18 protein-coding genes are annotated in these 23,665 nt (G+C 59.3%); 5 read left to right on the top strand and 13 right to left on the bottom strand.

Features of this window, described 5'->3' with window-relative positions:
* Positions 1-33: 33 nt before the first annotated feature.
* On the top strand, positions 34-1,119 hold the full coding sequence (gene sfnG / locus CPH89_RS23615; protein ID WP_053256348.1) for a dimethylsulfone monooxygenase SfnG: 1,086 nt from the start codon (positions 34-36) through the stop codon (positions 1,117-1,119).
* Here the strand turns inward: sfnG and CPH89_RS23620 are convergent.
* On the bottom strand, positions 1,103-2,203 hold the full coding sequence (locus tag CPH89_RS23620) for a GNAT family N-acetyltransferase/peptidase C39 family protein (RefSeq protein ID WP_053256347.1): 1,101 nt from the start codon (positions 2,201-2,203) through the stop codon (positions 1,103-1,105). The genes sfnG and CPH89_RS23620 overlap by 17 nt on opposite strands.
* 94 nt (positions 2,204-2,297) lie before the next feature.
* Here CPH89_RS23620 and CPH89_RS23625 point away from each other — a divergent pair, with 94 nt between their 5' ends.
* Together CPH89_RS23625 and CPH89_RS23630 are read left to right on the top strand one after the other, a co-directional pair.
* Entirely contained in the window at positions 2,298-3,884 is a 1,587-nt protein-coding gene (locus tag CPH89_RS23625; protein WP_053256346.1) for a RimK family ATP-grasp domain-containing protein, read from the top strand.
* Positions 3,885-3,890: 6 nt separating this feature from the next.
* Positions 3,891-4,829, top strand: a complete 939-nt coding sequence (locus CPH89_RS23630; RefSeq protein ID WP_053256345.1) for a magnesium transporter CorA family protein — start codon at positions 3,891-3,893, stop codon at positions 4,827-4,829.
* A 1,293-nt stretch (positions 4,830-6,122) separates the two neighbouring features.
* On the opposite strand, the gene map is transcribed toward CPH89_RS23630, so the two are convergent.
* The gene (gene map, locus CPH89_RS23640) at positions 6,123-6,878 is read right to left on the bottom strand and encodes a type I methionyl aminopeptidase (RefSeq protein WP_053256344.1); all 756 of its coding nucleotides are present in this window, start codon (positions 6,876-6,878) and stop codon (positions 6,123-6,125) included.
* Positions 6,878-7,078 (bottom strand): ParD-like family protein, encoded by a 201-nt coding sequence (locus CPH89_RS23645; protein ID WP_053256343.1) that lies wholly within the window; start codon positions 7,076-7,078, stop codon positions 6,878-6,880. Before CPH89_RS23645 ends, map begins: the two co-directional genes overlap by 1 nt.
* A 273-nt stretch (positions 7,079-7,351) precedes the next feature.
* Here CPH89_RS23645 and ilvA point away from each other — a divergent pair, with 273 nt between their 5' ends.
* Together ilvA and CPH89_RS23655 are read left to right on the top strand one after the other, a co-directional pair.
* Entirely contained in the window at positions 7,352-8,374 is a 1,023-nt protein-coding gene (ilvA, locus tag CPH89_RS23650; protein WP_081006371.1) for a threonine ammonia-lyase, biosynthetic, read from the top strand.
* Positions 8,375-8,596: 222 nt separating this feature from the next.
* Positions 8,597-8,866: a DUF1652 domain-containing protein gene (locus CPH89_RS23655; protein ID WP_053256342.1), complete on the top strand. Its 270-nt coding sequence runs from the start codon at positions 8,597-8,599 to the stop codon at positions 8,864-8,866.
* On the opposite strand, the gene CPH89_RS23660 is transcribed toward CPH89_RS23655, so the two are convergent.
* From CPH89_RS23660 to CPH89_RS23705, 10 genes are all read right to left on the bottom strand, one after another.
* The gene (locus CPH89_RS23660) at positions 8,863-9,261 is read right to left on the bottom strand and encodes a hypothetical protein (RefSeq protein WP_053256341.1); all 399 of its coding nucleotides are present in this window, start codon (positions 9,259-9,261) and stop codon (positions 8,863-8,865) included. The genes CPH89_RS23655 and CPH89_RS23660 overlap by 4 nt on opposite strands.
* A 78-nt stretch (positions 9,262-9,339) precedes the next feature.
* The gene (locus CPH89_RS23665) at positions 9,340-9,609 is read right to left on the bottom strand and encodes a DUF2790 domain-containing protein (protein ID WP_053256340.1); all 270 of its coding nucleotides are present in this window, start codon (positions 9,607-9,609) and stop codon (positions 9,340-9,342) included.
* 159 nt (positions 9,610-9,768) lie between these two features.
* Positions 9,769-10,707, bottom strand: coding sequence for a carbohydrate kinase family protein (locus tag CPH89_RS23670; RefSeq protein WP_053256339.1), 939 nt, complete (start codon positions 10,705-10,707; stop codon positions 9,769-9,771).
* 12 nt (positions 10,708-10,719) lie between these two features.
* Positions 10,720-12,201: a xylulokinase gene (gene xylB / locus CPH89_RS23675; protein ID WP_053256338.1), complete on the bottom strand. Its 1,482-nt coding sequence runs from the start codon at positions 12,199-12,201 to the stop codon at positions 10,720-10,722.
* Positions 12,202-12,349: 148 nt separating this feature from the next.
* Positions 12,350-13,831, bottom strand: a complete 1,482-nt coding sequence (locus CPH89_RS23680; protein ID WP_053256337.1) for a mannitol dehydrogenase family protein — start codon at positions 13,829-13,831, stop codon at positions 12,350-12,352.
* Between the two features lie 16 nt (positions 13,832-13,847).
* Positions 13,848-14,951, bottom strand: coding sequence for an ABC transporter ATP-binding protein (locus CPH89_RS23685; protein WP_053256336.1), 1,104 nt, complete (start codon positions 14,949-14,951; stop codon positions 13,848-13,850).
* 46 nt (positions 14,952-14,997) lie between these two features.
* A complete protein-coding gene (locus CPH89_RS23690; RefSeq protein WP_005788583.1) occupies positions 14,998-15,828 on the bottom strand; it encodes a carbohydrate ABC transporter permease in 831 nt (276 codons plus the stop codon).
* 10 nt (positions 15,829-15,838) lie between these two features.
* Positions 15,839-16,765 (bottom strand): carbohydrate ABC transporter permease, encoded by a 927-nt coding sequence (locus tag CPH89_RS23695; protein WP_053256335.1) that lies wholly within the window; start codon positions 16,763-16,765, stop codon positions 15,839-15,841.
* 207 nt (positions 16,766-16,972) lie between these two features.
* Positions 16,973-18,283, bottom strand: coding sequence for an ABC transporter substrate-binding protein (locus CPH89_RS23700; RefSeq protein ID WP_053256334.1), 1,311 nt, complete (start codon positions 18,281-18,283; stop codon positions 16,973-16,975).
* A 456-nt stretch (positions 18,284-18,739) separates the two neighbouring features.
* A complete protein-coding gene (locus CPH89_RS23705; protein ID WP_053256333.1) occupies positions 18,740-23,446 on the bottom strand; it encodes a dermonecrotic toxin domain-containing protein in 4,707 nt (1,568 codons plus the stop codon).
* Positions 23,447-23,665: the final 219 nt, after the last annotated feature.

The raw sequence follows: 23,665 nt of genomic DNA on the forward strand, positions 1-23,665 counted from the left end.
TTGGGTACATCCCTTTGTGCGAGGTACCGCTAGATGAGTCAGCAAGCCGTGAAATTTGCCTACTGGGTGCCCAACGTCAGCGGTGGGTTAGTGGTGAGCAAGATCGAACAACGCACCCATTGGGGCATCGACTACAACCGCAAACTGGCGCAGTTGGCCGAAGCGGCAGGCTTTGAATACGGCCTGACGCAAATTCGCTTCACCGCCGGCTACGGCGCCGAGAACCAGCATGAGTCCGTAGCGTTCAGCCATGCGCTGCTGGCGGCCACCACCACGCTCAAGGTCATCGCCGCGATCTTGCCCGGCCCGTGGCAGCCGGCACTGGCAGCCAAGCAACTGGCGACTATCGACCAGCTCACCAACGGCCGTATCGCGGTGAATATCGTCAGCGGCTGGTTCAAGGGCGAATTCCAGGCTATCGGTGAGCCGTGGCTGGAGCACGATGAGCGCTATCGCCGTTCCGAGGAATTTATCCGCGCGCTGAAAGGCATCTGGAGCCAGGACGATTTCACCTTCAAGGGCGATTTCTACCGCTTCAACAACTACACCCTCAAACCCAAGCCATTGGGCCAGCCCGAAGTCTTCCAGGGCGGCAGCTCGCGGGCCGCGCGGGACATGGCCGCGCGCGTGTCGGACTGGTACTTCACCAACGGCAACACGCCGGAAGGCATCAAGGCCCAGGTGGACGACATTCGCACCAAGGCCGCGGCGAATAATCATGCGGTCAAAGTCGGTGTGAACGCCTTTGTGATCGCCCGCGACACCGAGGAAGAAGCCCGCGCGGTGCTCGCAGAAATCATCGACAAGGCCGACCCCGAAGCGGTGAATGCGTTTGGTGATGCCGCCAAGCAGGCCGGCAAGGCCTCGCCGGAAGGTGAGGGCAACTGGGCCAAGTCCAGCTTCGAAGACCTGGTGCAATACAACGACGGCTTCAAGACCAACCTGATCGGCACCCCGCAGCAAATTGCCGAGCGCATCGTCGCGCTCAAGGCCGTGGGCGTGGACCTGGTGCTGGCCGGCTTCCTGCATTTCCAGGAGGAAGTCGAGTACTTCGGCAAACGCGTGTTGCCGCTGGTACGCGCGCTGGAAGCCAAGGCCGGGATCAAGCAAGTGGCTTGAAGAGCACCACCGCCGCACGCAATTTGTTATTGCCGAAGCGGCACATTCGTTCGAACTCCCCATGGCTGACCGGCAGGTGCTGGCAGTCCAGGGGCTGGCGATGCTGGCTGTGGTCTACGTCCGGGTCGTGCAGGTAAACGAAATCTGCGTCGCAATCGGTGACCATCACCCAATGGGGCGATTTGGAGCGGGTGAGGCGGTAGCTGCTGATCAACACCAGTGGCTGTCCGCCGTCCTGCAATACCTGAGGTAAATCCAGCGCGCCACCGAGCACCTGCTCGACATCACTGCCTGCCAGTTCTTCCTCAAACGCCTCGTGGACCAGGCGCATGACGTCCTTTTTATGCTGGTCGCGCACGCCGTCGAGAAACAGCGGCCCGCGTACATTCACCTGCATACGCACCTTGAACCCGCGGCGCCAGGCCGCCAGTGCCAAACCTTGCGGGCTGCAGCCGCCATGGCCTGCGGTCATGAACACGGTGGTCGCTTCGCGCCAGATTTGCAGCTCTTCACGGCGCTGTGCCTGGCGATTGGGCACCAGCGCGCCCATGGCCATCAACAGGCAGGCGGCGCCGCAGGTGAAGTCGGTGGTCTGCTGGTAGTACGGCACGCTCTGCGGACGTGCGACCTGATGCTGCAGAATGCGTTTTTCCAGGCGAATGGCCGCCGTGTGGTCTTCGTAATAGTCGTTGATCAGGGCAAAGCGCCGGTAGCCATTGCGTTCATACAGGGCGAGGGCGCCGGGGTTGTCGGTGCGCACTTCCAGGCGCAGGTAAGCGCAATCATGCGCCACGGCGCAGGCTTCAATGCGTGTCAGCAACTGCTTGCCCAGGCCCGTGCCCCGTGCGTGCTCGGCGATCGCGATGGAGTAGAGCCGCGCCAGCGAGGTGCCGCGATGGAACAGCACCAGCGCATAACCGAGCAATTGCTGGTCATTTTCCGCGACCAGCAACTGGCCATGGGCGCGGCTGACCATCCACTGGAAACTGCGCGGTGACAGCCGGTCAGTGGTGAAACAATGCTGTTCCAGTGCCACCAATTCGGGCACATCAGCGGGGGTTGCAACGCGAAAGGAAAGAGCCATATGACCGCCGTAAAAGTTGCGTAACGAAACGGGACTTCTCTAAAAGATCGTGCTTAATAGAAAAGGTCGAGTTCTCTAAAGCGGATCAAATATTATGTCGGCGGTACACAGTCATTGGCGTGAAGTATCCGAGCAAACCGTCGCGGCGACAATAACTTCCAACGGTTATTTTTCCGCACCTCTTAAAGGTTCCAGTCAAGTCGTGATTATTGTCGAGCGCAAGGAAGATTGGGCCTCCTACTTCCCCAGCGAAGACATCGTCACGGCCCAAGAATACCTCGAACAAACCCGCGAGAGCGAAACGGGCAAGCGCGTGCAGGTCATCAACCTGTGTCGCAGCTACAAGTACCTGGGGCACGGTTATTACTGCTCGTTGCTGGCCGAAGCACGAGGGCACAAGGTGATTCCCTCGGTGCGTACCATCAGCGAACTGACCAAAAAGTCGCTGTATGGCTTGTCTCTGGATGACTTGGATAAAACGCTAGATAAAGCCTTGAATCATCACCTCTACAGCAATACCGAAGGCTTTACCCTGACACTGTACTTTGGCCGAACCAATATAGAACCGCTGCAGGAGTTGGCCCGTCAGTTGTTTGAAACGTTTCCATGTCCGATCTTGTTAGTTGAGTTTCGCAAGAATAACGGCTGGCATATCGAGGGGGTGAAATCCGGCGTCTTGCACAAGTTACGCGACGACCAGGAAGACCAGTTCGCCCACGCCCTCGACAACTTCAGTCGCAAGATCTGGCGCCAGCCGCGCTCACGTCGATTGGCCCGCTATGACCTGGCCATCCTGCATGATCCTCAGGAACAATTGCCGCCGTCGAACGCCAGGGCGCTGGAGAATTTCGTGCGGGTCGGCAAGGGCCTGGGCATTGATGTGGAGCTGATCGAGCGCAAGGACTATTCGCGCCTCGCCGAATACGACGCCTTGCTGATCCGTGAGACCACCAGCGTCGACAACCACACTTACCGTTTTGCCAAGAAAGCCGAAAGCGAAGGCTTGGTGGTGATGGATGACCCGGCGTCAATCCTGCGCTGTACCAACAAGGTCTACCTCACCGACCTGCTCAACAGCCATCAACTGGGCATGCCCGCCACCGAAATTCTCTACAAGGAGCGACCGGAAGATTTCGAGCGGGTCGGCGAACGCCTCGGCTTCCCGCTGGTGTTGAAGATTCCCGACGGTTGCTTCTCGCGGGGCGTGATCAAGGTTGAAAGCCAGGCCGCCTTGCTCAAGGCCACCGCCGAGTTGTTTGAACATTCGGTGTTGTTACTGGCCCAGGAGTTTTTCTACACCGAGTACGACTGGCGCATTGGCGTCCTTAACCGCAAGCCGATCTTTGCCTGCCAATACTTCATGTCCAAGGGCCATTGGCAAATCTACAACCACAAGGCCATCGGCCAGGACATCAACGGCGAATGCCGTACCCTGGCGGTCCACGAAGCGCCCAAGGCGGTGGTGGAACTGGCCGTCAAGACCGCCAACCTGATCGGCGATGGCCTCTACGGCGTCGACCTCAAGCAATCCGGTGACAAGGTGGTGGTGATCGAGGTCAACGACAACCCCAATATGGATGCCGGTATCGAAGATGCCTACTTGCAAGACGACCTGTATGCGCTGGTGCTGGAAGAGTTTGTAAGGCGCCTGGAGTTGAAACGCCAGGGCCAGGTGTGGTGACACGCCATGATTCAGCGTTTTGAACTGACCGACGGCAAGCTGCGCAAAGGCGACAGGGACGACGCGCCGATCATGCTGTTCAACAACCCGGATGTTGCCGAACGCGAATGGCTGCGCGACCACCACAAACTCGACGAACACGCCCTGGCCTCGGCGCTCGACCCGGATGAAGTCTCGCGTATTGAATTTCACCCCGACTACCTGTTCCTGATCTGGAAACGCCCGGAGAAATACGCCGGCGGTGGCAACCTCATGTTTGAAGTGGCGTCCTGCGGCCTGTTGTTTTCGCCGGGCCGCCTGCTGGTGATTGCCACCGATGAAACCCCGCTGTCCGGGCTTGGCGCTCGCCGCCCGCTGCACACGCCGCTGGACGTGCTGCTCGATCTGTTGCTCAACAACATCCATCACTACCTGGGCCACCTCAAGGTGATCAAGTTGGTGGCGCGTGAGTTGCAACAACAGTTCAACGCGTCGATGAGCAACCATCACCTGATGCAAATGTTCAACCTCAGCGAGAGCCTGATCTATTACATCAACGCGCTGCACAGCAACGGCGCGGTGCTGTCGCGGTTGCGCAACCACGGGGAAAAGGAACATTTCAGCGCCGAGGTCCTGGGGCTGATCGATGACCTGATCATTGAGAACCACCAGTGCTACAAGCAGGCGGAGATCTACTCCAATGTGTTTTCCGGGTTAATCGACGCGCGTGGCAACCTGATGAACAACAGCATGAACAACCTGCTGCGCAAGCTGACGTTGATCAACGTGGTGTTCCTGCCGCTCAACCTGATTGCCAGCGTGGGCGGTATGTCGGAGTTCAGCATGATGACAGCGGGTACGCCCTGGTGGGTGTCGTACCCGCTGCTGATGGTGGCGATGGGCGTTGGGGCGGGGTTGATGGTGGTGGGGCTCAAACGCATCGCCGGTGGCGCAAATGTGGTGTGAGCACTGAACACGTGTGGGCGCTGGCTTGCCTGCGATGGCCATAGGTATCTACGCAACCCTTTGTGTTGCTTTAAGCCTGTGAGGGGTTAGGGAGATTGAGTACATATCCGTTGCTGCGGTAACGGCGGCTTAGGGTTCCGCTCTTACAGCGGGTCACTTTTTTACAAACGCCTAAAAAAGTAACCAAAAAACGCTTTGCCCCACCACTCGGTGCCTCGCCTGGGCTCGGCATGCCCGCACTCCGGCTTGAATCCGTGGGCCGCCGCAATGGGCCATCCCTGGCCCAGTGCGGCTAACCCGGCGTCCTGCCGGGTTACCCACGGATTCAAGCCTGCGTTCGGCCATCGTGGTTAACGGGGCCTGTCAGATCAAGATCAAGATCAAAAGCAGAGCACGGCGGCCTGACAGCCGACCTGAGTGGTTGAAGCAAAAGCAGGGCAAACGCACAGCAACACCACGTTTACCGGATGAAATGAGATCCAAATGTGGGAGCGGGCTTGCTCGCGAATGCGGCGTGCCAGTCAGCTCATTTGTAACTGACCCACCGCGTTCGCGAGCAAGCCCGCTCCCACAATGTTGATCGAGTTCAGCTGCCAGCACCGTAGTGCACTGCTTTTCTGTGGGAGCTGGCTTGCCTGCGATGCAGGCACCTCGGTACATCAGGCATACCCAATTGATGCCATCGCAGCGGTTCGGCGGTCCGACAAGCCAGCTCCCACATTGACCGTGTACAGCCTGAAGAGCAGCACACCCTCTGCCTGATGCACCGAGATCAAAATGTGGGAGCGGCGGTGCGACGATTCGACTTGCTCGCGAAGGCGGCGGGTCAGTCACCAGATGCATCAACTGACACACCTACATCGGGAGTAAGCGCCTCCCACAGTTATCCGAGTTCAGTTGCCAATATCAGCTCGGCTGTAAGGCCGCCTCAGCTTTGCTTTTGATCTAACCACTCAGGTTGGCTGCCAGGCCGCCGTGCTCTTGTTTTTGATCTTGATCTTAGGCGCCCCGTTAACCACACGGTCCAAAGCCTGCGTGAGGTGCCGAGTGGTGGGGCAAGAGCCCTTTGGTTACTTTGGGGCTTTTCCAAAGTGACCCGCCGTAAGGGCGGTACCCATTGCGGCCGTGACCCAAACAACGGATATGTACGCAGCGTGCCCCCCGACAACCACAGCACTCAACCCGTAAAAAAAGATGTGTAGATACCTATGCTGCGATGGCATCACCGCAGAGCACCTGAAACACCGCGCCGCGTGTATCGCAGGCAAGCGAGCTCTCACACGTGTGTGTCATTCAGGCGGCTGGTTGCAAGGTCAGTATCTCGAATCCCGCTGCTGTCACCGCGACCGTGTGTTCCCACTGCGCTGAGAGACTGTTGTCCTTGGTCACCACCGTCCAGCCGTCTTTGAGGCTGCGCACTTTGGCGCTGCCCTGGTTGAGCATGGGCTCAATGGTAAAGACCATGCCTTCGCGCAGTTCGAGCCCGGTGCCAGGGCGGCCGAAGTGCAGGATCTGCGGTTCTTCGTGCATCTCACGGCCGATACCATGGCCGCAATATTCGCGCACCACGCTGTAGCCGTTGGCCTGCGCATGGCTCTGGATCGCATGGCCGATATCACCCAGGCGCGCGCCGGGGCGAACCTCACGGATGCCGGCCCACATCGCCTCGAAGGTCTTTTCCACCAACCGCTGCGCTTTGGGCGCCACGTTGCCGATCATGTACATCTTGCTGGAGTCAGCGATAAAGCCGCCTTTTTCCAGGGTGATGTCGATGTTGATGATATCGCCGTCCTTGAGGATTTCCTTGGCGCTGGGCATGCCATGGCACACCACCTCATTGATCGAGGTGTTGATGCAAAAGGGGTAGTCGTATTGCCCAAGGCTCGCCGGGCGGGCTTGCAAGTCGTTACGGATGAAGGCTTCGACGGCGCTGTCCAGCTCCAACGTGGAGCGTCCGGCGGCGACAAAACCGTCGAGCATCGTGAACACCTGGGCCAACAGGCGCCCGGATTCGCGCATGACGGCCAGTTGAGCGGGAGTCTTGATCATCAGCCGCGCCCCCGGATCAAGTCGGGTTTGTCCAGCAACAGCTTATTGATCAGCTCGTTGTAGGGCAGCTGCGGGTTGAGTTCGGCGAGCAGGCCAATCTTGATCCAGAACTCGGCCTGGGCGTTGATCGAGCGGTCCATGGCGGCGCTGGCCAGGCGGAGCTGTTCGTGCAGTTGGTCGGTGATCTTGACGATGCCCATGAGGTTCACTGTGCTGTGTGGATATACAAAGCGTATACGTTTCGTATATCGCTCGTAAACCCCGGCGCGCTGAAAGGCGGTAGAGCATTGACTTGCCGGGTGATCGCCGGTTAATTTCGTTGCATGACTTTTCAAGCCTTCCGCAGCCAGCCAAGCATTATTACCGCCATTCCTCATTTGGCGGGATAGCGCACGGCTGCACCCAAACCCGCCCTAGAGGCGGGTTTTGTTTTTCCGTCTCCAGCGCCCTATACAAAACGCCAGGAGACACCCATGAGCACCTGCACAGCGACCCACACCGCCGACCCCGGACTGCTTGAGCACTACGTGAAAAAGATCCTTGCCGCCCCGGTCTACGACCTGGCGGTGCGTACCCCGTTGCAAGTCGCCCCCGCACTGTCCGCGTTGCTCGGTAACCAGGTACTGCTCAAGCGCGAAGACCTGCAACCGACTTTTTCCTTCAAGATTCGTGGCGCCTACAACAAGCTCGTGCAACTGACGCCTGAGCAAAAAGCCCGCGGTGTAGTGACGGCATCGGCCGGTAACCATGCGCAAGGCGTGGCGCTGGCGGCGCGGGAGCTGGGGATCAAGGCCCGTATCGTCATGCCGTGCAGCACGCCGGAGTTGAAGGTGCTGGGCGTGCGCTCGCGGGGGGCCGAGGCGGTACTGCACGGGGAGAGCTTTCCGTTTGCCCTGGCGCATGCGCTGCAATTGGCCGAAACCTCGGGGTGCACGTTTGTCTCACCTTTTGACGACCCGGACGTGATCGCTGGCCAAGGCACTGTGGCCATGGAACTATTGCGCCAGCAACAGGGCCCGCTGGACGCGATTTTTGTGCCGGTGGGCGGCGGTGGCCTGATCGCCGGGATTGCCGCTTACGTCAAATACCTGCGACCCGAGGTGCGCATCGTCGGCGTCGAGCCCGAAGGCTCCAGCTGCCTGTTGGCGGCCCTGCGTGCGGGTGAGCGCGTGGTGCTGCCGAGTGTCGACGGGTTTGCCGATGGCACCGCCGTGGCGCAGATCGGCGCCTTCGGCTTTGAGATCTGTCGCGACTGGGTGGATGAGGTCATCACCGTCAGTAACGACGCGTTGTGCAGTGCCATCAAGCTGATCTACGACGACACGCGCTCCATCACCGAGCCTTCTGGCGCGCTGGCGGTAGCGGGCATTTGCTGCTATGTGGGGCAACACGGCATGCGCGGGCAGACCCTGGTGGCGGTGAATTCCGGGGCCAATATCAACTTTGATAGTTTGCGACATGTTGCTGAAAGAGTGGCGGCACAAGGTGCAAGTTAGTGCATAAACGTTTAATCGACGCTGTTCGACGATAATTTGCCCTGAGGCAACCGACTTATATAAACCGGCCCGCCACTTATGAGGAAAAGTTACAACAAGACTCCGGTTTGCCGAGTAGGCTGGTGAATGTAAGCGCCTTCCAGGGTCGGTAAGGCGTGGCAGGCAAGCGTCTGCCGGATACACAATAATTTGTTGGCAGTCTCATAAAAGGAGAGGTTGGCCATGCTTTCGGAATTAGAACTTCGCAGCATTATTGAAGGAAGTTTCCTGCCCAAACGGTGTGAATGCACCAAAGCCGAAGATGCTTCGCTGACGATCAAGGTCTATGACGACCGCGACCGCGACCGCGTGGATTTGGAAGTCAAAGGCATCAACGCCGATAAACTCGACAGCAGTCGGGCCATTTGCAATCTCATCAGCGGGTTGCGCGAAGACCTCAAGCATACCCATACACCCGCTCTGCAAAGAGTCGGCGCGCGCGGCTATTACTAGCCTGTAGCCTGAGGTTGAATCACCGAAGACCTGTGGGCCTGGATAAACGCCAGGCCCAGTACGGTTTCTGTGGCCACCGCCAGCAGGATGCCAGGGCCTGCATTGCCACTGATCCATTCACTTAGCCCCAACCCTGCCAGTACCAGACAGCCGGTGGCAAACCCGCTCGTCAGGGCACGGCGTGTCGCGTCAGAGGGGGCATGGCGTGCGCCATAAAACATGATACCGATGGCCAGGAACAACGCAGCGTTGCGGCGTGCAACCAGGCCGGTAGCGCTGGAGTACTCAACGCTCCACAGCCACAGCAGCAGGCCCGGGTGTAACCCCCAGAGCAGGGCAAGGGTGAAGCACAACAGGGCGGTAAAGGTGGCGAGGGTGCGGAAACTCAACGGCATGGCGAATCCTTTCAGCCTGGTGACAAGCCCGCAAGATTACGCGTTTGTGCGCGGGCTTGTCGCGTGCCTTTCAACGGCTCAATTCTGAAAGTCGCAGGCTTCGGACATCTTCCGATAGCCCACATCTTCGACTTTTCCGGCTTTATCGACGAACTTGATATCGGCATTGATGACCTTGCACTCATTGGTGTCGGTTTCGTGCATGGCGATCACCTTGTCGATGTTCAAGGGCATGCCGTATTGATAGGGCACCGGCTTGCCGGCGGCTTGCTGGGTGTCAGCCTGGGCCAGGCCCGAGACCGCTGCCAGGGCCAGTGTGCTGGTAAAAACCAAGGTACGCAGTTTCATGAGGGTTCTCCGCAAGTCGTTCGCGGGCGCATCCACACGATGCACCGGCGGCCGCACGTGCCCCGCAGGGCGGTGAGTGCGGTCACGTTCACGATCAACGTGCGGGATTAACCTTGGATTAATGTCGGCCTAACTGACAAAACCTTCATGAACGTGTGTTCAGCCGAGCTGGTTGCGATACGGCAGGTCCGGCCCGGTCTTGCTGCAGGTCAGGGCGGCGGCACGGATCGCAAAACCCAGCATGCTGTCGATCTGCGCACGGGTGAGCTGGTGCAGGCCTTCCACCGAATCCAGCTGCTGCTCGGTCAACCAGGCAATCAACGCCGCCTGGAAGGTATCCCCGGCGCCGACCGTATCGGCCATCACCACGTTGACCGCCGGTGCCGACCATGTGCCGTGCTGGCGGCTGAAGACGCTGGCGCCGTCGCCGCCACGGGTGAGGAACACCAGTTGGCAGCGGTGTTGCAGCCAGCCGTGCAGCACGCTTTCCGGCGACTGATCGGGGTAAAGCAGGTGCAAGTCTTCATCGCTGACCTTGATCAGGTCGGCGTGCTTGACCAGCTCGGCCACGCGGTTACGCCAAAGCTGGATGTCCGGCTGCGGGTTCAGCCGTACGTTGGGGTCGAGGCTGATCAGGCGCTTGCCGCTTTCGCGCTTGACCAGGCTCAGCAATGTGTCGCCAATCGGCTGCACCACCAGCGAAAACGAGCCGATGTGCAGTCCGCGAATCTCGTCGCCCAGTGTCGGCAGGTGCGCGACCTCCAGCAGGCGGTCAGCACAGCCTTCGCCGCGAAAGCTGTATTGCGGCGAGCCATTGGCACCCACGGCGACCATTGCCAGCGTGGTCGGCGCCGCGAACTCCACCAGGAATTGCTCGCTCACGCCTTCGTCCCTCAGCACTTGCAGCAAGCGGCGCCCAAGGAAGTCGGTGGACAATCCGCCGAACAGCCCGGCCTCAATGCCCAGGCGACGCAACCCAACCGCGACGTTGAACGGCGACCCGCCGGCAATCGCTTTGTAATTGACCTTGGAGGCCTGCCCGCTGGCATCCTCTTCGCTGAAAAAATCGAACAGCGCTTCGCCACACACCAGATACATAGTCGTTCGCTCTTAAAGGCTTGCCACGAGCTGTTGATAGCGCTCGTAGGCGTGTTGATAGGCGCTTACATGGTCGGCCGACGGCAGCGTACGGCTGGCCAGATCGACGCTCACGCATTTGTCGCACAGGCTGGCCAGGGGCTCGCCGGACTGGCTCCAGGCGGCCTGGATCGCCGCGCCCAGGGCCGCCGCTTCGCTCTGTTCGGTGCAGACCACTTCGGTGTTCATGATATCGGCAACCATCTGGCGCCACACCGGGCTTTTCGAGCCGCCGCCGATCAGGCGGATGCTCTGGCCTTGCAGGCCGGTCTGGCGCAACAGGTCCAGGCCATACCGCAGGCCGAAGGTGGTGCCCTCGACCACTGCGCGGCACAGGTTGGCGCGGGTCAGGTTGGTCATGGTCAGGCCGTGTACGCTGCCGGTGGCGTGGGGCAGGGCGGGCACCCGTTCGCCGTTGAGGAAGGGCAGCATGCTCACGCCATCGGCGCCGATCGGGGCCTGGGCGACCAATGCGTTGAACGCCGCCAGGTCGAGGTCGAACAGCTCGCGAATCACCCCGGTGGCGTTGGTCAGGTTCATGGTGCAGATCAACGGCAGCCAGCCGCCGCTGGAGGAGCAGAAGGTCGCCACCGATGCCTGCGGGCTGACATTCGGCTGGTCGGCAAACGCATACACGGTGCCGGATGAGCCCAGGCTCATGGTGATGACACCGGGGGCGATATTGCCGGTGCCGATGGCGCCCATCATATTGTCGCCGCCACCACTGGAGACGCTGGCGTTCGGGTTGATGCCCAGGCGCTCGGCGACGGCGGGCAGGATCGTGCCAACCGGCTGATGCGCTTCGATCAACGCCGGCAACGCCGCGTGCAGGCGGCCGCTCGGGTCGATGTGCTTGAGCAGTGCCACATCCCATTCACGGCTGCGCACGTTGAAGTAGCCGGTGCCTGACGCATCGCCGTATTCGGCGACGGCACGGCCGGTCAGCCAGTAGTTGAGGTAGTCGTGGGGCAGCAGGACATGGGCGATGCGGGCGAACACGTCCGGGTGGTGTTCGCGGGTCCAGAGCAGCTTCGACACCGTATAACCCGGTGCAATCGCCACGCCGAGGCGCTCCAGCGAGCCATGCTCGCCACCCAAATACGCCAGCAGGCGATCGTTTTCCGGCGCGCTTTCGGTATCGCACCAGAGTTTGGCCGGGCGCAACACCTGGCCTTGGCTATCCAGCAAAACCAGGCCGTGTTGCTGGCCGGAGACACCGATGCCGAGGATATCCTGGCCATCCACGCCCGCCTGTTGCAGGGCGCGGTGAGTGGCCTCGGTGAAGGCGTCCAGCCATTCCTTTGGGTGTTGTTCGCGCCGGCCATTGGCGCCGCTGATCAGCGTGTGCGCGGCAGCGCCCAGGCCCAGCACCTTGCCGCTGGAAGCGTCGAGGACGATGGCTTTGGTGCCTTGGGTGCCGCAGTCGATGCCGAGGTAGAGGTTTTGCTGGGTCATGGTGGCGTGCTCAGCAGTGTTGTGGGATTGAAAGTGTGATCAATGTGGCAGCGGGCTTGCTCGCGAATACGGTGTTTCAGTCAATTTATTCTTCATTGACTCACCGCTTTCGCGAGCAAGCCCGCTCCCACATGTTGATCCGGTTTAGTCAGTTAATCTTGGCGAGCAGACCTTCCAAGGTCTTCGTCACGCCCTGATCTCGAAGGCGTTGATAACACCGCTCGAACGCTGCCACAAACTCCGCTGACTTGGGAATAGCCGTGCCAAAAATCTCCTCAACACCCAGTAAGCGTTGGCTGATCAGTGCCTCATCACTGACCAGGCCCTGGCAGAACTGCGCCCGCGGGTCCGGAATCGTGTAGGCCACGCCATTCTCATCGACACCTTTGAGGTACAACGCCCACGCGGCCACCACCAGTGCGGCACGCTCCGTCTCACGCCCATCCGCGATCAAACGATTGATGGTCGGCACGGTGAACTTGGGAAACTTCGACGAGCCATCGGAACACACGCGCTCCAACTGGTCGGCAATCGCCTGGTTGGAAAAGCGCTCCACCAGGGTCTGCTTGTACTGGGTCAAATCAATGCCCGGCACCGGGGCCAGGTTGGGCGTGACGTCCAGGTCCATATAGGCGCGCATATAGGCGACGAACAGCGGATCATTCATGGTCTCGTGAACAAACCGGTAACCCTTCAGAAAACCCAGGTAGGTCAGGGCCAGGTGGCTGCCATTGAGCAGGCCGATCTTCATCTCTTCGTAGGGCGTGACGTCATCGGTGAACTGCACGCCGACCGTTTCCCAGGCCGGGCGACCGTTGACGAATTTGTCTTCGAGCACCCACTGCACAAAGGGTTCGCACACCACCGGCCAGGCATCGTCGATACCGTGTTCATCGTGCAACTGCAGACGGTGGGCGGTGCTGGTCATGGGCGTGATGCGGTCGACCATGGCATTCGGGAAACTGACGTTGGCCTTGATCCAGTCATGCAGCTCAGCGTTGTGCAGGGCAGCAAACGCCAGCAGCGCCTTGCGCGTGACCCCGCCATTGTGCGGCAGGTTATCGCAGGACATTACGGTGAAGGCCGCAGTGCCGGCCGCGCGGCGTTTGGTCAGCGCCGCGCAGATAAAGCCGAACACGGTTTTCGGTGACTCAGGGTGCGCCAGGTCGTGCTGGATCTGCGGCAGGTGGGCCATGAATTCGCCGTTGCTGTCGTCGATGCAGTAGCCGCCCTCGGTGATGGTCAGCGAGACGATGCGAATCTCGGGGCTGGCCAGCTTGTCGATCAGCGCTTGAGCGCCGTCTTCGGCCAGCAGCATGTCGCTGATGGCACCGATCACCCGCACTTCGGTGTCGTCGGTATCGCCCAACTCATACAAGGTGAACAGGTAATCCTGGCCGGCCAGGTCGTCGCGGGCCTTGCGGTCTTCGGCACGCAGGCCGACGCCGCAGATGCTCCAGTCGAGGCCAGCGCCGGTATTCATCAAGGCGTCGGTGTAATACGCCTGGTGCGCACGGTGAAAACCACCGACGCCGATATGGGCGATACCCTGCGTAGTGCTGGCAATCGCGTAGGCCGGGATTTTCACGTGCGGCGCCAGTTGGGTGAGGTTCTGTTTATTCAGTTTCATCACATATCTCGCGAAATCAGGCGGCAGCGCGCAGTGGTCGGGCCACGGCCACGCCGTCGGTGTCGAACAGATGGCAGTGCGCCGGGTCCAGGTGCAGGTGCAGCGTTTCACCATATTGGCTGGCCATGTCGCCGCGAATCCGCATGGTCAACGGCTCGCCGTTGGCGGTGATGACGTGGCAGAAGGTGTCGCTGCCCAGGCGTTCGCCGACGTCGGCGGTGACAGTCAGCGTGGTTTGGCCGGGCGCCGCTATTTCCAGGTGTTCCGGGCGAATGCCCAGGGTCACCGCGCTGCCCACGCTCAAGCTGGCAGCGCTGAGCGGCAGGCTGATCCGGGTGCCGGCGTCCAGTTGTACCTCACAGCCCTGGCCCTCAACACGGGTGACCTTGCCCTTGAGGAAACCCATTTTCGGCGTGCCGAGAAACCCCGCCACAAACAGGTTGGCCGGCTGGTGGTACAGCTCCAGCGGCGAGCCGACTTGCTCGATACGGCCGCTGTTCAGCACAACGACTTTGTCCGCCAGGGTCATGGCTTCGACCTGGTCGTGGGTCACGTAAATCATGGTCGCCTGCAGTTCTTTATGCAGGCGCGCCAGTTCCAGGCGCATCTGCACGCGCAGGGCGGCGTCGAGGTTGGACAGCGGTTCGTCGAACAGAAAGATCTTTGGGTTACGCACGATCGCGCGGCCGATGGCCACCCGCTGACGCTGGCCGCCGGACAGCTGCTTGGGCTTGCGCTCCAGCAACGGGCCGAGTTCGAGAATGCGCGCCGCTTCGCTGACTTTGCTTTCCACCAGCTTCTTGTCCACGCCGGCCAGGTCGAGGGCAAACGACATGTTCTTGCGCACGCTCATATGCGGGTACAACGCATAGGTCTGAAACACCATCGCCAGGTCGCGCTTGGCCGGGGTGACTTCGGTGATGTCGCGGCCATCGAGTTCAATGGTGCCTTCGGTGACTTCTTCAAGGCCCGCGATCAAACGCAGCAGGGTCGATTTACCGCAGCCGGACGGGCCGACGAACACCACGAATTCCTTGTCGTTCACTTCCAGGTCAATGCCCTTGATGATGGAAAAGCCTTCGAAGCCTTTTTGCAGATTCTTGATTTTCAGGTTGGCCATGGGATGGGCCTCCACGTCTAAATTCGTTTTTGTTAGAGAACAGCCGTTATTTCACGGCGCCGAAGGACAAACCGCGCACCAGCTGTTTTTGGCTGATCCAGCCAAAAATCAGGATCGGCGCACAGGCCAGGGTCGAGACGGCAGACAATTTGGCCCAGAACAAACCTTCGGGGCTGGAGTAGGAGGCGATCAGTGCGGTCAAGGGCGCGGCGCTGGACGAGGTCAGGTTCAACGACCAGAACGCCTCGTTCCAGCACAGGATCAGCGACAGCAACACCGTGGAGGCCAGGCCACCCTTGGCAATCGGCAGCAGCACGCGGACCATTTCCTGCCACAGCGTGGCGCCGTCCAGGCGGGCGGCTTCGAGGATGTCTTTGGGGATGTCCTTGAAGTAGGTGTACACCATCCACACCACAATCGGCAGGTTGATCAGGGTGTAGATGATGATCAGTGCAATGCGCGTATCCAGCAGGCCAAAGCTCTTGGCCAGCAGGTAGATCGGCATCAGCACGCCCACGGGTGGCAGCATTTTGGTCGACAGCATCCACAGCAACGTGCCCTTGGTGCGCTGGGTTTCGTAGAACGCCATGGAGTACGCGGCCGGCACCGAGATCAGCAGGCACAGGGCGGTGGCGCTGAATGAAATCACCACCGAGTTCCAGGCGTAGGCGAAGTAGTTGCTGCGCTCGTTGATGTGCAGGTAGTTCTCCAGCGTCGGCGTGAAGATGAACTGCGGCGGCGTGGCGAACGCGTCGATTTCGGTTTTGAAGCTGGTCAGTACCATCCAGAAGATCGGGAAGAAAATCAGGATCGCAATGGCCCAGGCCAGGGTGCCGAGCAACAGGCTTTGCAGGCGGCGGGATTGTTGAAGCGTCATGGCGCGGCCCTCAAGGCTTGTCAGTCAGGTTTTTGCCGATCATCCGCACCAGGATGATCGCCGCGATATTGGCGATGACCACGGCAATCAAGCCGCCGGCCGAGGCCATGCCCACGTCGAACTGCACCAGCGCCTGGTTGTAGATCAGGTAGGCGAGGTTGGTCGAGGCGTAGCCCGGCCCACCGTTGGTGGTGGTGAAGATTTCGGCGAACACCGAGAGCAAAAAGATCGTCTCGATCATCACCACCACGGCAATCGGGCGGGCCAGGTGGGGCAGGGTCAGGTGCCAGAAGATCGCGATGGCGCCGGCACCGTCCAGGCGTGCGGCTTCCTTTTGTTCCTGGTCGAGGGACTGCATGGCGGTCATCAGCAGCAAGATGGCGAAGGGCAGCCATTGCCACGAGACAATGATGATGATCGACAGCAACGGGTAGTGCGCCAGCCAGTCCACGGGCTCGGCGCCGAACAACTTCCACACGGCGGCGAGCACGCCCGACACCGGGTGGAAAATCAGGTTCTTCCAGATCAGCGCACCGACGGTAGGCATGATGAAGAACGGCGAAATCAACAACACCCGCACCACGCCGCGACCGAAGAATTCACTCGCCTCAAGCAACGCACTGATCAGCACGCCGAACACCACACTGATCAGCAACACGCTGCCGACCAGCAACAGCGTGTTGGTGGCGCCGGGCAGGAAGCCCGAGTCGGTGATGAAGTAGGTGAAGTTCTCCAGCCCCACGAATTGGTTTTCGCCAGGGTAGAGCAGGTTGTAGCGGATCAGTGAAAAGTACAGGGTCATGCCCAGCGGCACGATCATCCACAGCAGCAACAAGGCCACCGAGGGGCTGACGAGGAACCAGCCGGGGTTGGCCAGGCGGCTTTTGCGCGGCGTTTCCTGCGGGGCGGTTTGCACTTGGGCAGCGTTGGTATTCATAGGGTCAGAACCAGTCAGGTACATGCAGAACGAGAGTCGAAGCGCGGTCAACGTGGGCGCGGGCTTTTGTGGGAGCTGGCTTGCCTGCGATGGCATCCACTCGGCTTAACTGACAGACCGAGGTGTCTGCATCGCAGGCAAGCCAGCTCCCAGCTAAAGCAGCTCCCACATGAAACGGGTCCCCACATTGACAGGGGCTAGCCTGCTTTACTTGGGATAACCCGCCCGCTTCATTTCACGCTCGGTGGTGGTCTGCGCGGCGGTCAAGGCTTGATCCACCGTTTGCTGACCGGTCAGCGCGCCCGAGAAGAACTTGCCGACCTGGGTACCAATCGCCTGGAACTCGGGAATGGTCACCAACTGGATACCGATATACGGCACTGGCTTGAGGGTCGGTTTGGTCGGGTCGGCGACTTTCAGCGATTCGAGGGTCACTTTGGCGAACGGCGCCGCCTTCATGTACTCGTCGCTGTAGGTCGATTTGCGCGTACCTGGCGGTACGTTGGCGATGCCGTCGGTCTTGGCGACCAGTTGGCTGTATTCTTTGGACGTGGCCCAACTGGTGAACACCTTGGCGGCGTCCTTGGCTTTGGAGCTGGTCGGGATCGCCAGGGACCAGGAGTACAGCCACGAAGTGCCCTTGTCCGTCTTCTCGTGTGGGGCGAAGGTGAAGCCGACATGGTCGGCGACCTTGCTCTGGGTTTTATCGGTCACGAACGAGCCGGCGACGCTGGCGTCGACCCAGATCGCGCACTTGCCGCTGTTGAACAGCGCCAGGTTTTCATTGAAACCGTTGCTGGAAGCACCCGGTGGGCCGGATTTCTTCATGTTGTCGACGTAGAAATTCAACGCGTCCTTCCACTCTGGGCCGTTGAATTCCGGCTGCCACTTCTCATCGAACCAGCGCGCACCGTAACCGTTGGCCAGGGTGGTGATCAGCGCCATGTTCTCGCCCCAACCGGCTTTGCCGCGCAGGCACAGGCCGTATTGTTCTTTGCTCTTGTCGGTGAGTTTGGCGGCGAATTCGCCGATCTGGGTCCAGGTCGGGTGCTCGGGCATGCTCAGCCCGGCGTCTTTGAACAGGTCGGTGCGGTAGTAGGTGATCGAGCTTTCGGCATAGAACGGCAGGGCGTACAGCGCGCCTTTTACCGACAAGCCGTCACGCACAGAAGGGAATACATCGTCGAGGTCGTAGGACGCTGGCAGGTCCTTCATCGGCTCCAGCCAGCCCTTGGCGCCCCAGAGTGCAGCTTCGTACATGCCGATGGTCAGCACATCGAACTGTCCGCCCTGGGTGGCAATGTCAGTGGTGAGGCGTTGGCGCAGCACGTTTTCTTCGAGCACCACCCAGTTCAGCTTGATGTCCGGATTCTCGGTCTCGAAGGTTTTCGAGAGCTTTTGCATGCGGATCATGTCGCTGTTGTTGACGGTGGCAATGGTCAGGGTTTGCGCGCCAAGGCTGACGGCGCTGAGGGTCATGCAGGTGCAGGCAAGCAGAGCTTTTGCTGTGAACTTCATCGCGCACTCCATTTCCGCGCCCGAGGGCTACAGAAGGACAGTTATTGTTGTTGTGTCTTCCTACAGACGGTCAGGAAGAGTGTGCGTTGATTACAGCGTTGAAATGGGCGTGTGACAAATCCTTGGGCGCACTGGAACTGATACTTTTTTGCACTCATTGCGTGGGCGGCTGAAACGGTTTACCGACGTTTGGCGAAAAGCACCGCCGCACAGTCGACGTACGGCATGCCGTGTGGATCGCGGACTGTCCGACTGAGGGTGTCCCGGTAATCTTTGATCGTCGGTGTTTGAGCAGACGTGCACGTTTTGAAAACGACCTCGTTTGGTTGCGGAGTTTCCCGCTGTGTGTAATAAAACTCGGCGGTGTCAGCCTCAATAGAGGGGCCGGGCAAACGTCTTCAAAGTCCGCCAAAGGCTTAAAGTGGGCGCGTCCCGAGTCACCGGGACGCTGACTGTTTACGCAGCCGGTGAAGTCGGTGTAAAGGTCTTCCACTCGTGGTCGTGGGGGCGACGTGGGTTGGGGAACTTCTCTAAAATCCAGTACCTGTCTTTCATGACTTCAAACTGTGTGACTGTACCAACGGGCGCCTTCACAGGAACGTTCAAGAGTTTTGATAACGCTTCAGAGAAGCCTGTACTGGCGGACCTACAACTGACCATCCTGATTTGGGTAGCACCGGTATTTTTCAGCGTGGGTGCAATTAATTTGGCGAATGCTTCGGGCGAATAGGATTGTGCGCCTTTTAAGTCACTTCTGAAGGTGGCGCCACCTTTGTCGCCATGCCCAACAATATTTAATCTGACTGCTTTACTGCCTTCCGGTCGGTCCAGAAAATATTCATACTGGCCGTCATCCGACGTTGTAAAAGCAATGCTGTTTGCCAGTTTTTCAGGCGTGGGCAGTTCCTTGAAATCTTTATATTCACCTATATTGCGCAGCTCTTTAGACGTGCTCTGAACGTCGACAGGGCCAGTCGCTAGCCGCCTCTTCGGGGGGCCGAAACGCTTGGGGCGGTAATCGACTTCCACCTCCTCCCAGATCGGAGCTGCTAGCGTTCCCCAGTTCACTCTGACTTTTTTACCGGTCTTCTTTTCCACGTTAATAAAAAGATCAATGTCTTTTAATTTGTTGTTTAGTTCTATTTCTGCGAGTTCTTTTTTGTCAGCTTCAGAGAACCTGGGGTACTTGGCACGAAATTTATTGAGCGCTGTTTTGTATATGTCTTCCGGATCTATCCCGCCGTCGCGGGTAACGTATCCCAGCTCTACCGTACGTTCATAGCCTTTGACGGGAACTCCAGTCAGAGCGTGCAGCTGTGCCGCCAGGGAGTTTTCACCGCCTTTGGATGAGTAACAGACGAGGAGGCGCACTTCCGCGTAGTTTCGAATATCAATGCCTCGTGCGATGAGTTCATTATTAATATCTTCCGCCGTGTAAAGGTTATCGCCTTCGCCTACAATCCTCGCGGCTTGCTCGCCCTCAGGGTCAGCCGCATGGCCAATAATGTTCAGGCGCTTTACTTCTTGGCCTTTACGGTTGTAAGTATCTACGTTGGTTTGGATCTCCCCGTCCAACGGGGTGATTTGTTCCAGTGGGCCGCCCATTCGAAAGCGCTGTGGAGGTGGGGTGGGTGGCACAGCACCATCGATCAACCGTGTGCCCTCGGTTATCGGTATTGCTGAGTGCGTGTTGGAGGGCTCGGACAATGATCGCGCCTTGAAATGGATCAACAACGTCGCCAGGTTGACCAACAGATCGGTCAGCGCCGCCTGTTTATTCTTCGAGTCGTCATCGCGCAGCGTCTCCAGGTCGTTGATGATGCCCTCAGCCTGCAACGCCAGGCCGAGGATTGCACCCGGGCCGCGTAGTGCTGGCAACAGCGCATTGAGTAGCAGGAACCCCCCGGTCTTGAGCGACTGCCAGCGGCTTTTTGCGTCGGATGTCGAGTGTTGTCCGGCGAGGGTGATCAAGTTCTGGGCGTTGGCTTCGTACAGGTATTCCATCAACTTCCCGTCTTGCAGCGTTTGCTGCAGGCGCGTGTCCACGGCCAACGGGATCGTCTCGTTGGCGGAAACGGAGCCCAGGTTGAACCCGAATATCACCAGGTTGGGGTGTTTAAAACCGTTGCCGCGGTAGAGCTGTCGAGTCGTTTCGTCAGGCAACCACGCAAGGGTGTCGTTTTGCAATTTGCCCGGCTGCTGCAGGGCTTCCAGCAGTGCCTGGCGAGTAGGAAATTGCAGCAGAGGGGCATCTGCCATCAGCGGGCGGTACAAAATATGCGGACCGCTCGTGCTGTCTTTGGGTTCGATCAGGTAGGCACCTTCGACCACATCGGTGGTGCCTTGCGCCTTGTTATCAAAGGCCAACGGTCGAATGACGATCTCCTTGGCGTCGACGATCCTGGGGCCAGGCCCCGGCTTGAGTATTTCCTGGATGTATCGGAACCCTGTGGCGTTGAAACCGGCTTGCTTTTTGATGCTCAGTTCCAGCGCCTTGAGCTGCAGTTCGATTGGTACTTGCTGGGCAAACAATGATCGACGCGCGGCCATTTCAGTGGGGTTGTCGAGGAGTTTTTCCTTGAGTAATGCAGGGTAGGTTTTGCCGATATCGAGGTCTGTAATCAGCTGCTTGAGCACACCTTCTTTCTCAAGTGCGGGCACTCTGACTTTTATTTCATCGCCGTTTTCATCCTTGAGTCCTGTCTTGAAAAACACCTCTATTTGGCCGTTCGGCAGTCCCGACAGGTTGTTGAGCAGCATGTCAGTCAGGCTCATGGTTTGGCGATCAATAAAACCCGAGCGCTGCGTCCCGTAAGGCACTTTAAAGACCACCTCAAGATCTTCGGCGGCGTGCGGCGTTAGATGCTTGTTTGGCGGTAACAGGTCAAATCGTTGCTGCGCAAACGTGCGGATGTCCTTGATGTCGCTGTTGTACGCCTGGCCTTTGTGACGCTGCAGGAAGCTCGCCAGGCCCTGGCTGAGCTCATGCATCACAAATCGCTGCGCTTCGTCGGCGCTATCCAGCCAGTCAGGCAGTGGGTTCGTTGTGTGCGTCGGGTTATTTGTGCCGGGTGGCGGGGTTAGCAGGCTATCGCCTTGAGCGTGTTTGATAAGGGCGTCAGCCTGGGCATCGAACAGATTGCCATCGAGTGCCTGGCGAACCGCTTGCGTCTTTTCGATAGCGTCCCAGGTGTTATAAGGCGTGATTTTCCCGCTGGGTTCCACCAATAAGAGAATGGCGCGATTTGAGTCCGCCAAGTAGCGATGAATCACCATGTTCGCTGTTGAGCCCGCCAGGGTATAGACGGTGGCTCCGGATGAATTGGGGTCAAGCGGGGCGGGGCGTGTCGAGCCTTCGGGATGCCTGACGACCATGTCGATGGTTTCCCGTTGCGCCTCATCCAGTCCGGGTTGTTTCAGGCTGGCCAGTTGCAGGTTACTGCGCAAAATACGTTTGACCACATCACGGTGGCTGCCGGTGAAAACGCTGTCGGCATTGGTTGGCGTGCTGAAGGCCTGCTTGTCCCAGTATTCACGCGAATCCGCCTCGAAGGCCTGATTCAGTTGGGCCGGCAGGCTGCCGATGACGTCGCTCAGGGCGGACGGGTCGAGGGCCAGTGGGACGTCGCCAGCGTTGCCAGTCCTTGCCAGCAAATCCGGGCGAGTATCAAACGCTCTATGACTGGCGGTGAGACTTGGGGCATCGCCGCCCGCCAGATAGTCCAGGGCAAGTGTCATCAAGGGGATTCGCTTGAGTGCTCCTGGGTTGTCCACGTCGGGCATTTCGATGGCGATCTGGTTTACGTCGACGTCCAACGCGGGGGCGGCCTGCTTGATCCTCTCACTGAGCAGGCGTGCGACTACCGAGTACAGGTTGGGCTCACCCGCAAACTGCCGGCGTGCGATAGCGGCCAGCGGGTTGACGGGTGGGTTGGGTGTGTCAGGCGGTGGCGCAGACTCGGTAGGTGGAGTGGCGTTGGGGGCTTTGAGCTTCTGGATAGCGGCGCGTTGGCGTTGCTGGACCGCGCGTGAACGCATGTCGGTGGGCGGGGTGGACGCGTTCAGCGCCTGAAAGCCGTTGCGAGCGAGCGTTGAGGCTTGTGCGAGCACGCCCACCAACGTGTCGTCATTACCTGGCTCGGCGTAAAAGCTGGTGATCCAGGCAAGGCTGATCTGCGCATCTTTGCCAGGCGGCACGCTGGTGTTGCGCAGGGTTTGCCCCAGGGTGGAGTGTTCAGGTATCTCAGACATTAAAAAGCCGGTGCGTGGGCCGTTGCCGAAACGCGCCATTTCGGGTCTGAGACTTAACAAGGCGCTGCCGTACATTCTCGCCATTTGCCGATCAGCCTCCGCAACCGACGGCGTGGGCGCGTGTTGCGACGCGGAAAGAAGCTCGGGTTTCAATGCGATTTCCCCTGCAACCTCTTCTATCGCTTCACGTTGTTGCTGTCGGATGTGCGAATACGCGGGGCGGTTGAACGCGGGTGCTTTGGCGTCGGGTTCACGCAGTGCATCGAAGGCGTCGTTTTGTTGCAGCAGCGCGATAGAGTGGAGTACGTCCGCTGGGGTGGCGTCTTGGCGCGCGCCGTAGAAGTTGCCTACTACCTCGGCAGGCGCAAGGTTCGCGCCGGTGTATTTCAGCGTTGTTCTTGGTGGCGAGTGGAACGCCCGAGCGGCGGCGGTGACCGCTGCGGTGGCCTGCTCATAGCCCGCAGAGTATTTGCTGAAACTGCGAGGTTGACCGTCAGCAATGCAATCAAGCGTCCATCCTGACTGCGTGTTCAAGATAAGGGTTGATGGATCAATTTTGTGTTGCCTGGCGAAACCTGCAAACGGCTCGCTTTGAATGGCGTGGGCAAGCTGCGCCCAGGCTCTACCGAATGTTGAGAAGGGCGGAATATCGGAAATGACGCGGGTCTCCCGTGAGCGTTTCTTTCCGGTGGGATCGGCAATGACCTGGTCCATCAATGCGGCGCTATACAGGGCGCAGAGGGCGGTATCGCCTGCTCTGATCAATCGGGTTGCGATCTGTTGAGTGGTCAGATCCACCACCAGGCTGTCACGTTTAGTCCGCGCATGATCAGTAGAGGTAATGTCGGACTGGGGTTGTGTAGGGCTGACGAAAGCGTGAGACAGGCTGGAGCGTAATGGCTCGATTCTCATAAGAAAGTTTTCCTAAGCGGTGCGAGATATGACCTGATACGCAGTCGTTATCTAATGCGTACAGGGCGGATAAGTTCGTGGAAACCTATCTCGAACAAACCGTAGGATTATTGGTATTGGGCGTGTAGAAGTTCACCGGCCAGTGTTGCCGGATGTAATGCAATGTTTTCCATAGAGCACAGTGAGGGGCAGCACGTGGGTGCATTGCATGAACGGTAA

Source organism: Pseudomonas fluorescens (genome assembly GCF_900215245.1).
In the GTDB taxonomy this organism is placed as follows: Bacteria; Pseudomonadota; Gammaproteobacteria; order Pseudomonadales; family Pseudomonadaceae; genus Aquipseudomonas; species Aquipseudomonas fluorescens.

What these genes read in the sequence shown, in the direction of transcription:
- sfnG (WP_053256348.1), top strand. Translation starts at nt 34, where the DNA reads ATGAGTCAGCAAGCCGTGAAATTTGCCTACTGGGTGCCCAACGTCAGC.
- CPH89_RS23620 (WP_053256347.1), bottom strand. Translation starts at nt 2,203, where the DNA reads ATGGCTCTTTCCTTTCGCGTTGCAACCCCCGCTGATGTGCCCGAATTG.
- CPH89_RS23625 (WP_053256346.1), top strand. Translation starts at nt 2,298, where the DNA reads ATGTCGGCGGTACACAGTCATTGGCGTGAAGTATCCGAGCAAACCGTC.
- CPH89_RS23630 (WP_053256345.1), top strand. Translation starts at nt 3,891, where the DNA reads ATGATTCAGCGTTTTGAACTGACCGACGGCAAGCTGCGCAAAGGCGAC.
- map (WP_053256344.1), bottom strand. Translation starts at nt 6,878, where the DNA reads ATGATCAAGACTCCCGCTCAACTGGCCGTCATGCGCGAATCCGGGCGC.
- CPH89_RS23645 (WP_053256343.1), bottom strand. Translation starts at nt 7,078, where the DNA reads ATGGGCATCGTCAAGATCACCGACCAACTGCACGAACAGCTCCGCCTG.
- ilvA (WP_081006371.1), top strand. Translation starts at nt 7,352, where the DNA reads ATGAGCACCTGCACAGCGACCCACACCGCCGACCCCGGACTGCTTGAG.
- CPH89_RS23655 (WP_053256342.1), top strand. Translation starts at nt 8,597, where the DNA reads ATGCTTTCGGAATTAGAACTTCGCAGCATTATTGAAGGAAGTTTCCTG.
- CPH89_RS23660 (WP_053256341.1), bottom strand. Translation starts at nt 9,261, where the DNA reads ATGCCGTTGAGTTTCCGCACCCTCGCCACCTTTACCGCCCTGTTGTGC.
- CPH89_RS23665 (WP_053256340.1), bottom strand. Translation starts at nt 9,609, where the DNA reads ATGAAACTGCGTACCTTGGTTTTTACCAGCACACTGGCCCTGGCAGCG.
- CPH89_RS23670 (WP_053256339.1), bottom strand. Translation starts at nt 10,707, where the DNA reads ATGTATCTGGTGTGTGGCGAAGCGCTGTTCGATTTTTTCAGCGAAGAG.
- xylB (WP_053256338.1), bottom strand. Translation starts at nt 12,201, where the DNA reads ATGACCCAGCAAAACCTCTACCTCGGCATCGACTGCGGCACCCAAGGC.
- CPH89_RS23680 (WP_053256337.1), bottom strand. Translation starts at nt 13,831, where the DNA reads ATGAAACTGAATAAACAGAACCTCACCCAACTGGCGCCGCACGTGAAA.
- CPH89_RS23685 (WP_053256336.1), bottom strand. Translation starts at nt 14,951, where the DNA reads ATGGCCAACCTGAAAATCAAGAATCTGCAAAAAGGCTTCGAAGGCTTT.
- CPH89_RS23690 (WP_005788583.1), bottom strand. Translation starts at nt 15,828, where the DNA reads ATGACGCTTCAACAATCCCGCCGCCTGCAAAGCCTGTTGCTCGGCACC.
- CPH89_RS23695 (WP_053256335.1), bottom strand. Translation starts at nt 16,765, where the DNA reads ATGAATACCAACGCTGCCCAAGTGCAAACCGCCCCGCAGGAAACGCCG.
- CPH89_RS23700 (WP_053256334.1), bottom strand. Translation starts at nt 18,283, where the DNA reads ATGAAGTTCACAGCAAAAGCTCTGCTTGCCTGCACCTGCATGACCCTC.
- CPH89_RS23705 (WP_053256333.1), bottom strand. Translation starts at nt 23,446, where the DNA reads ATGAGAATCGAGCCATTACGCTCCAGCCTGTCTCACGCTTTCGTCAGC.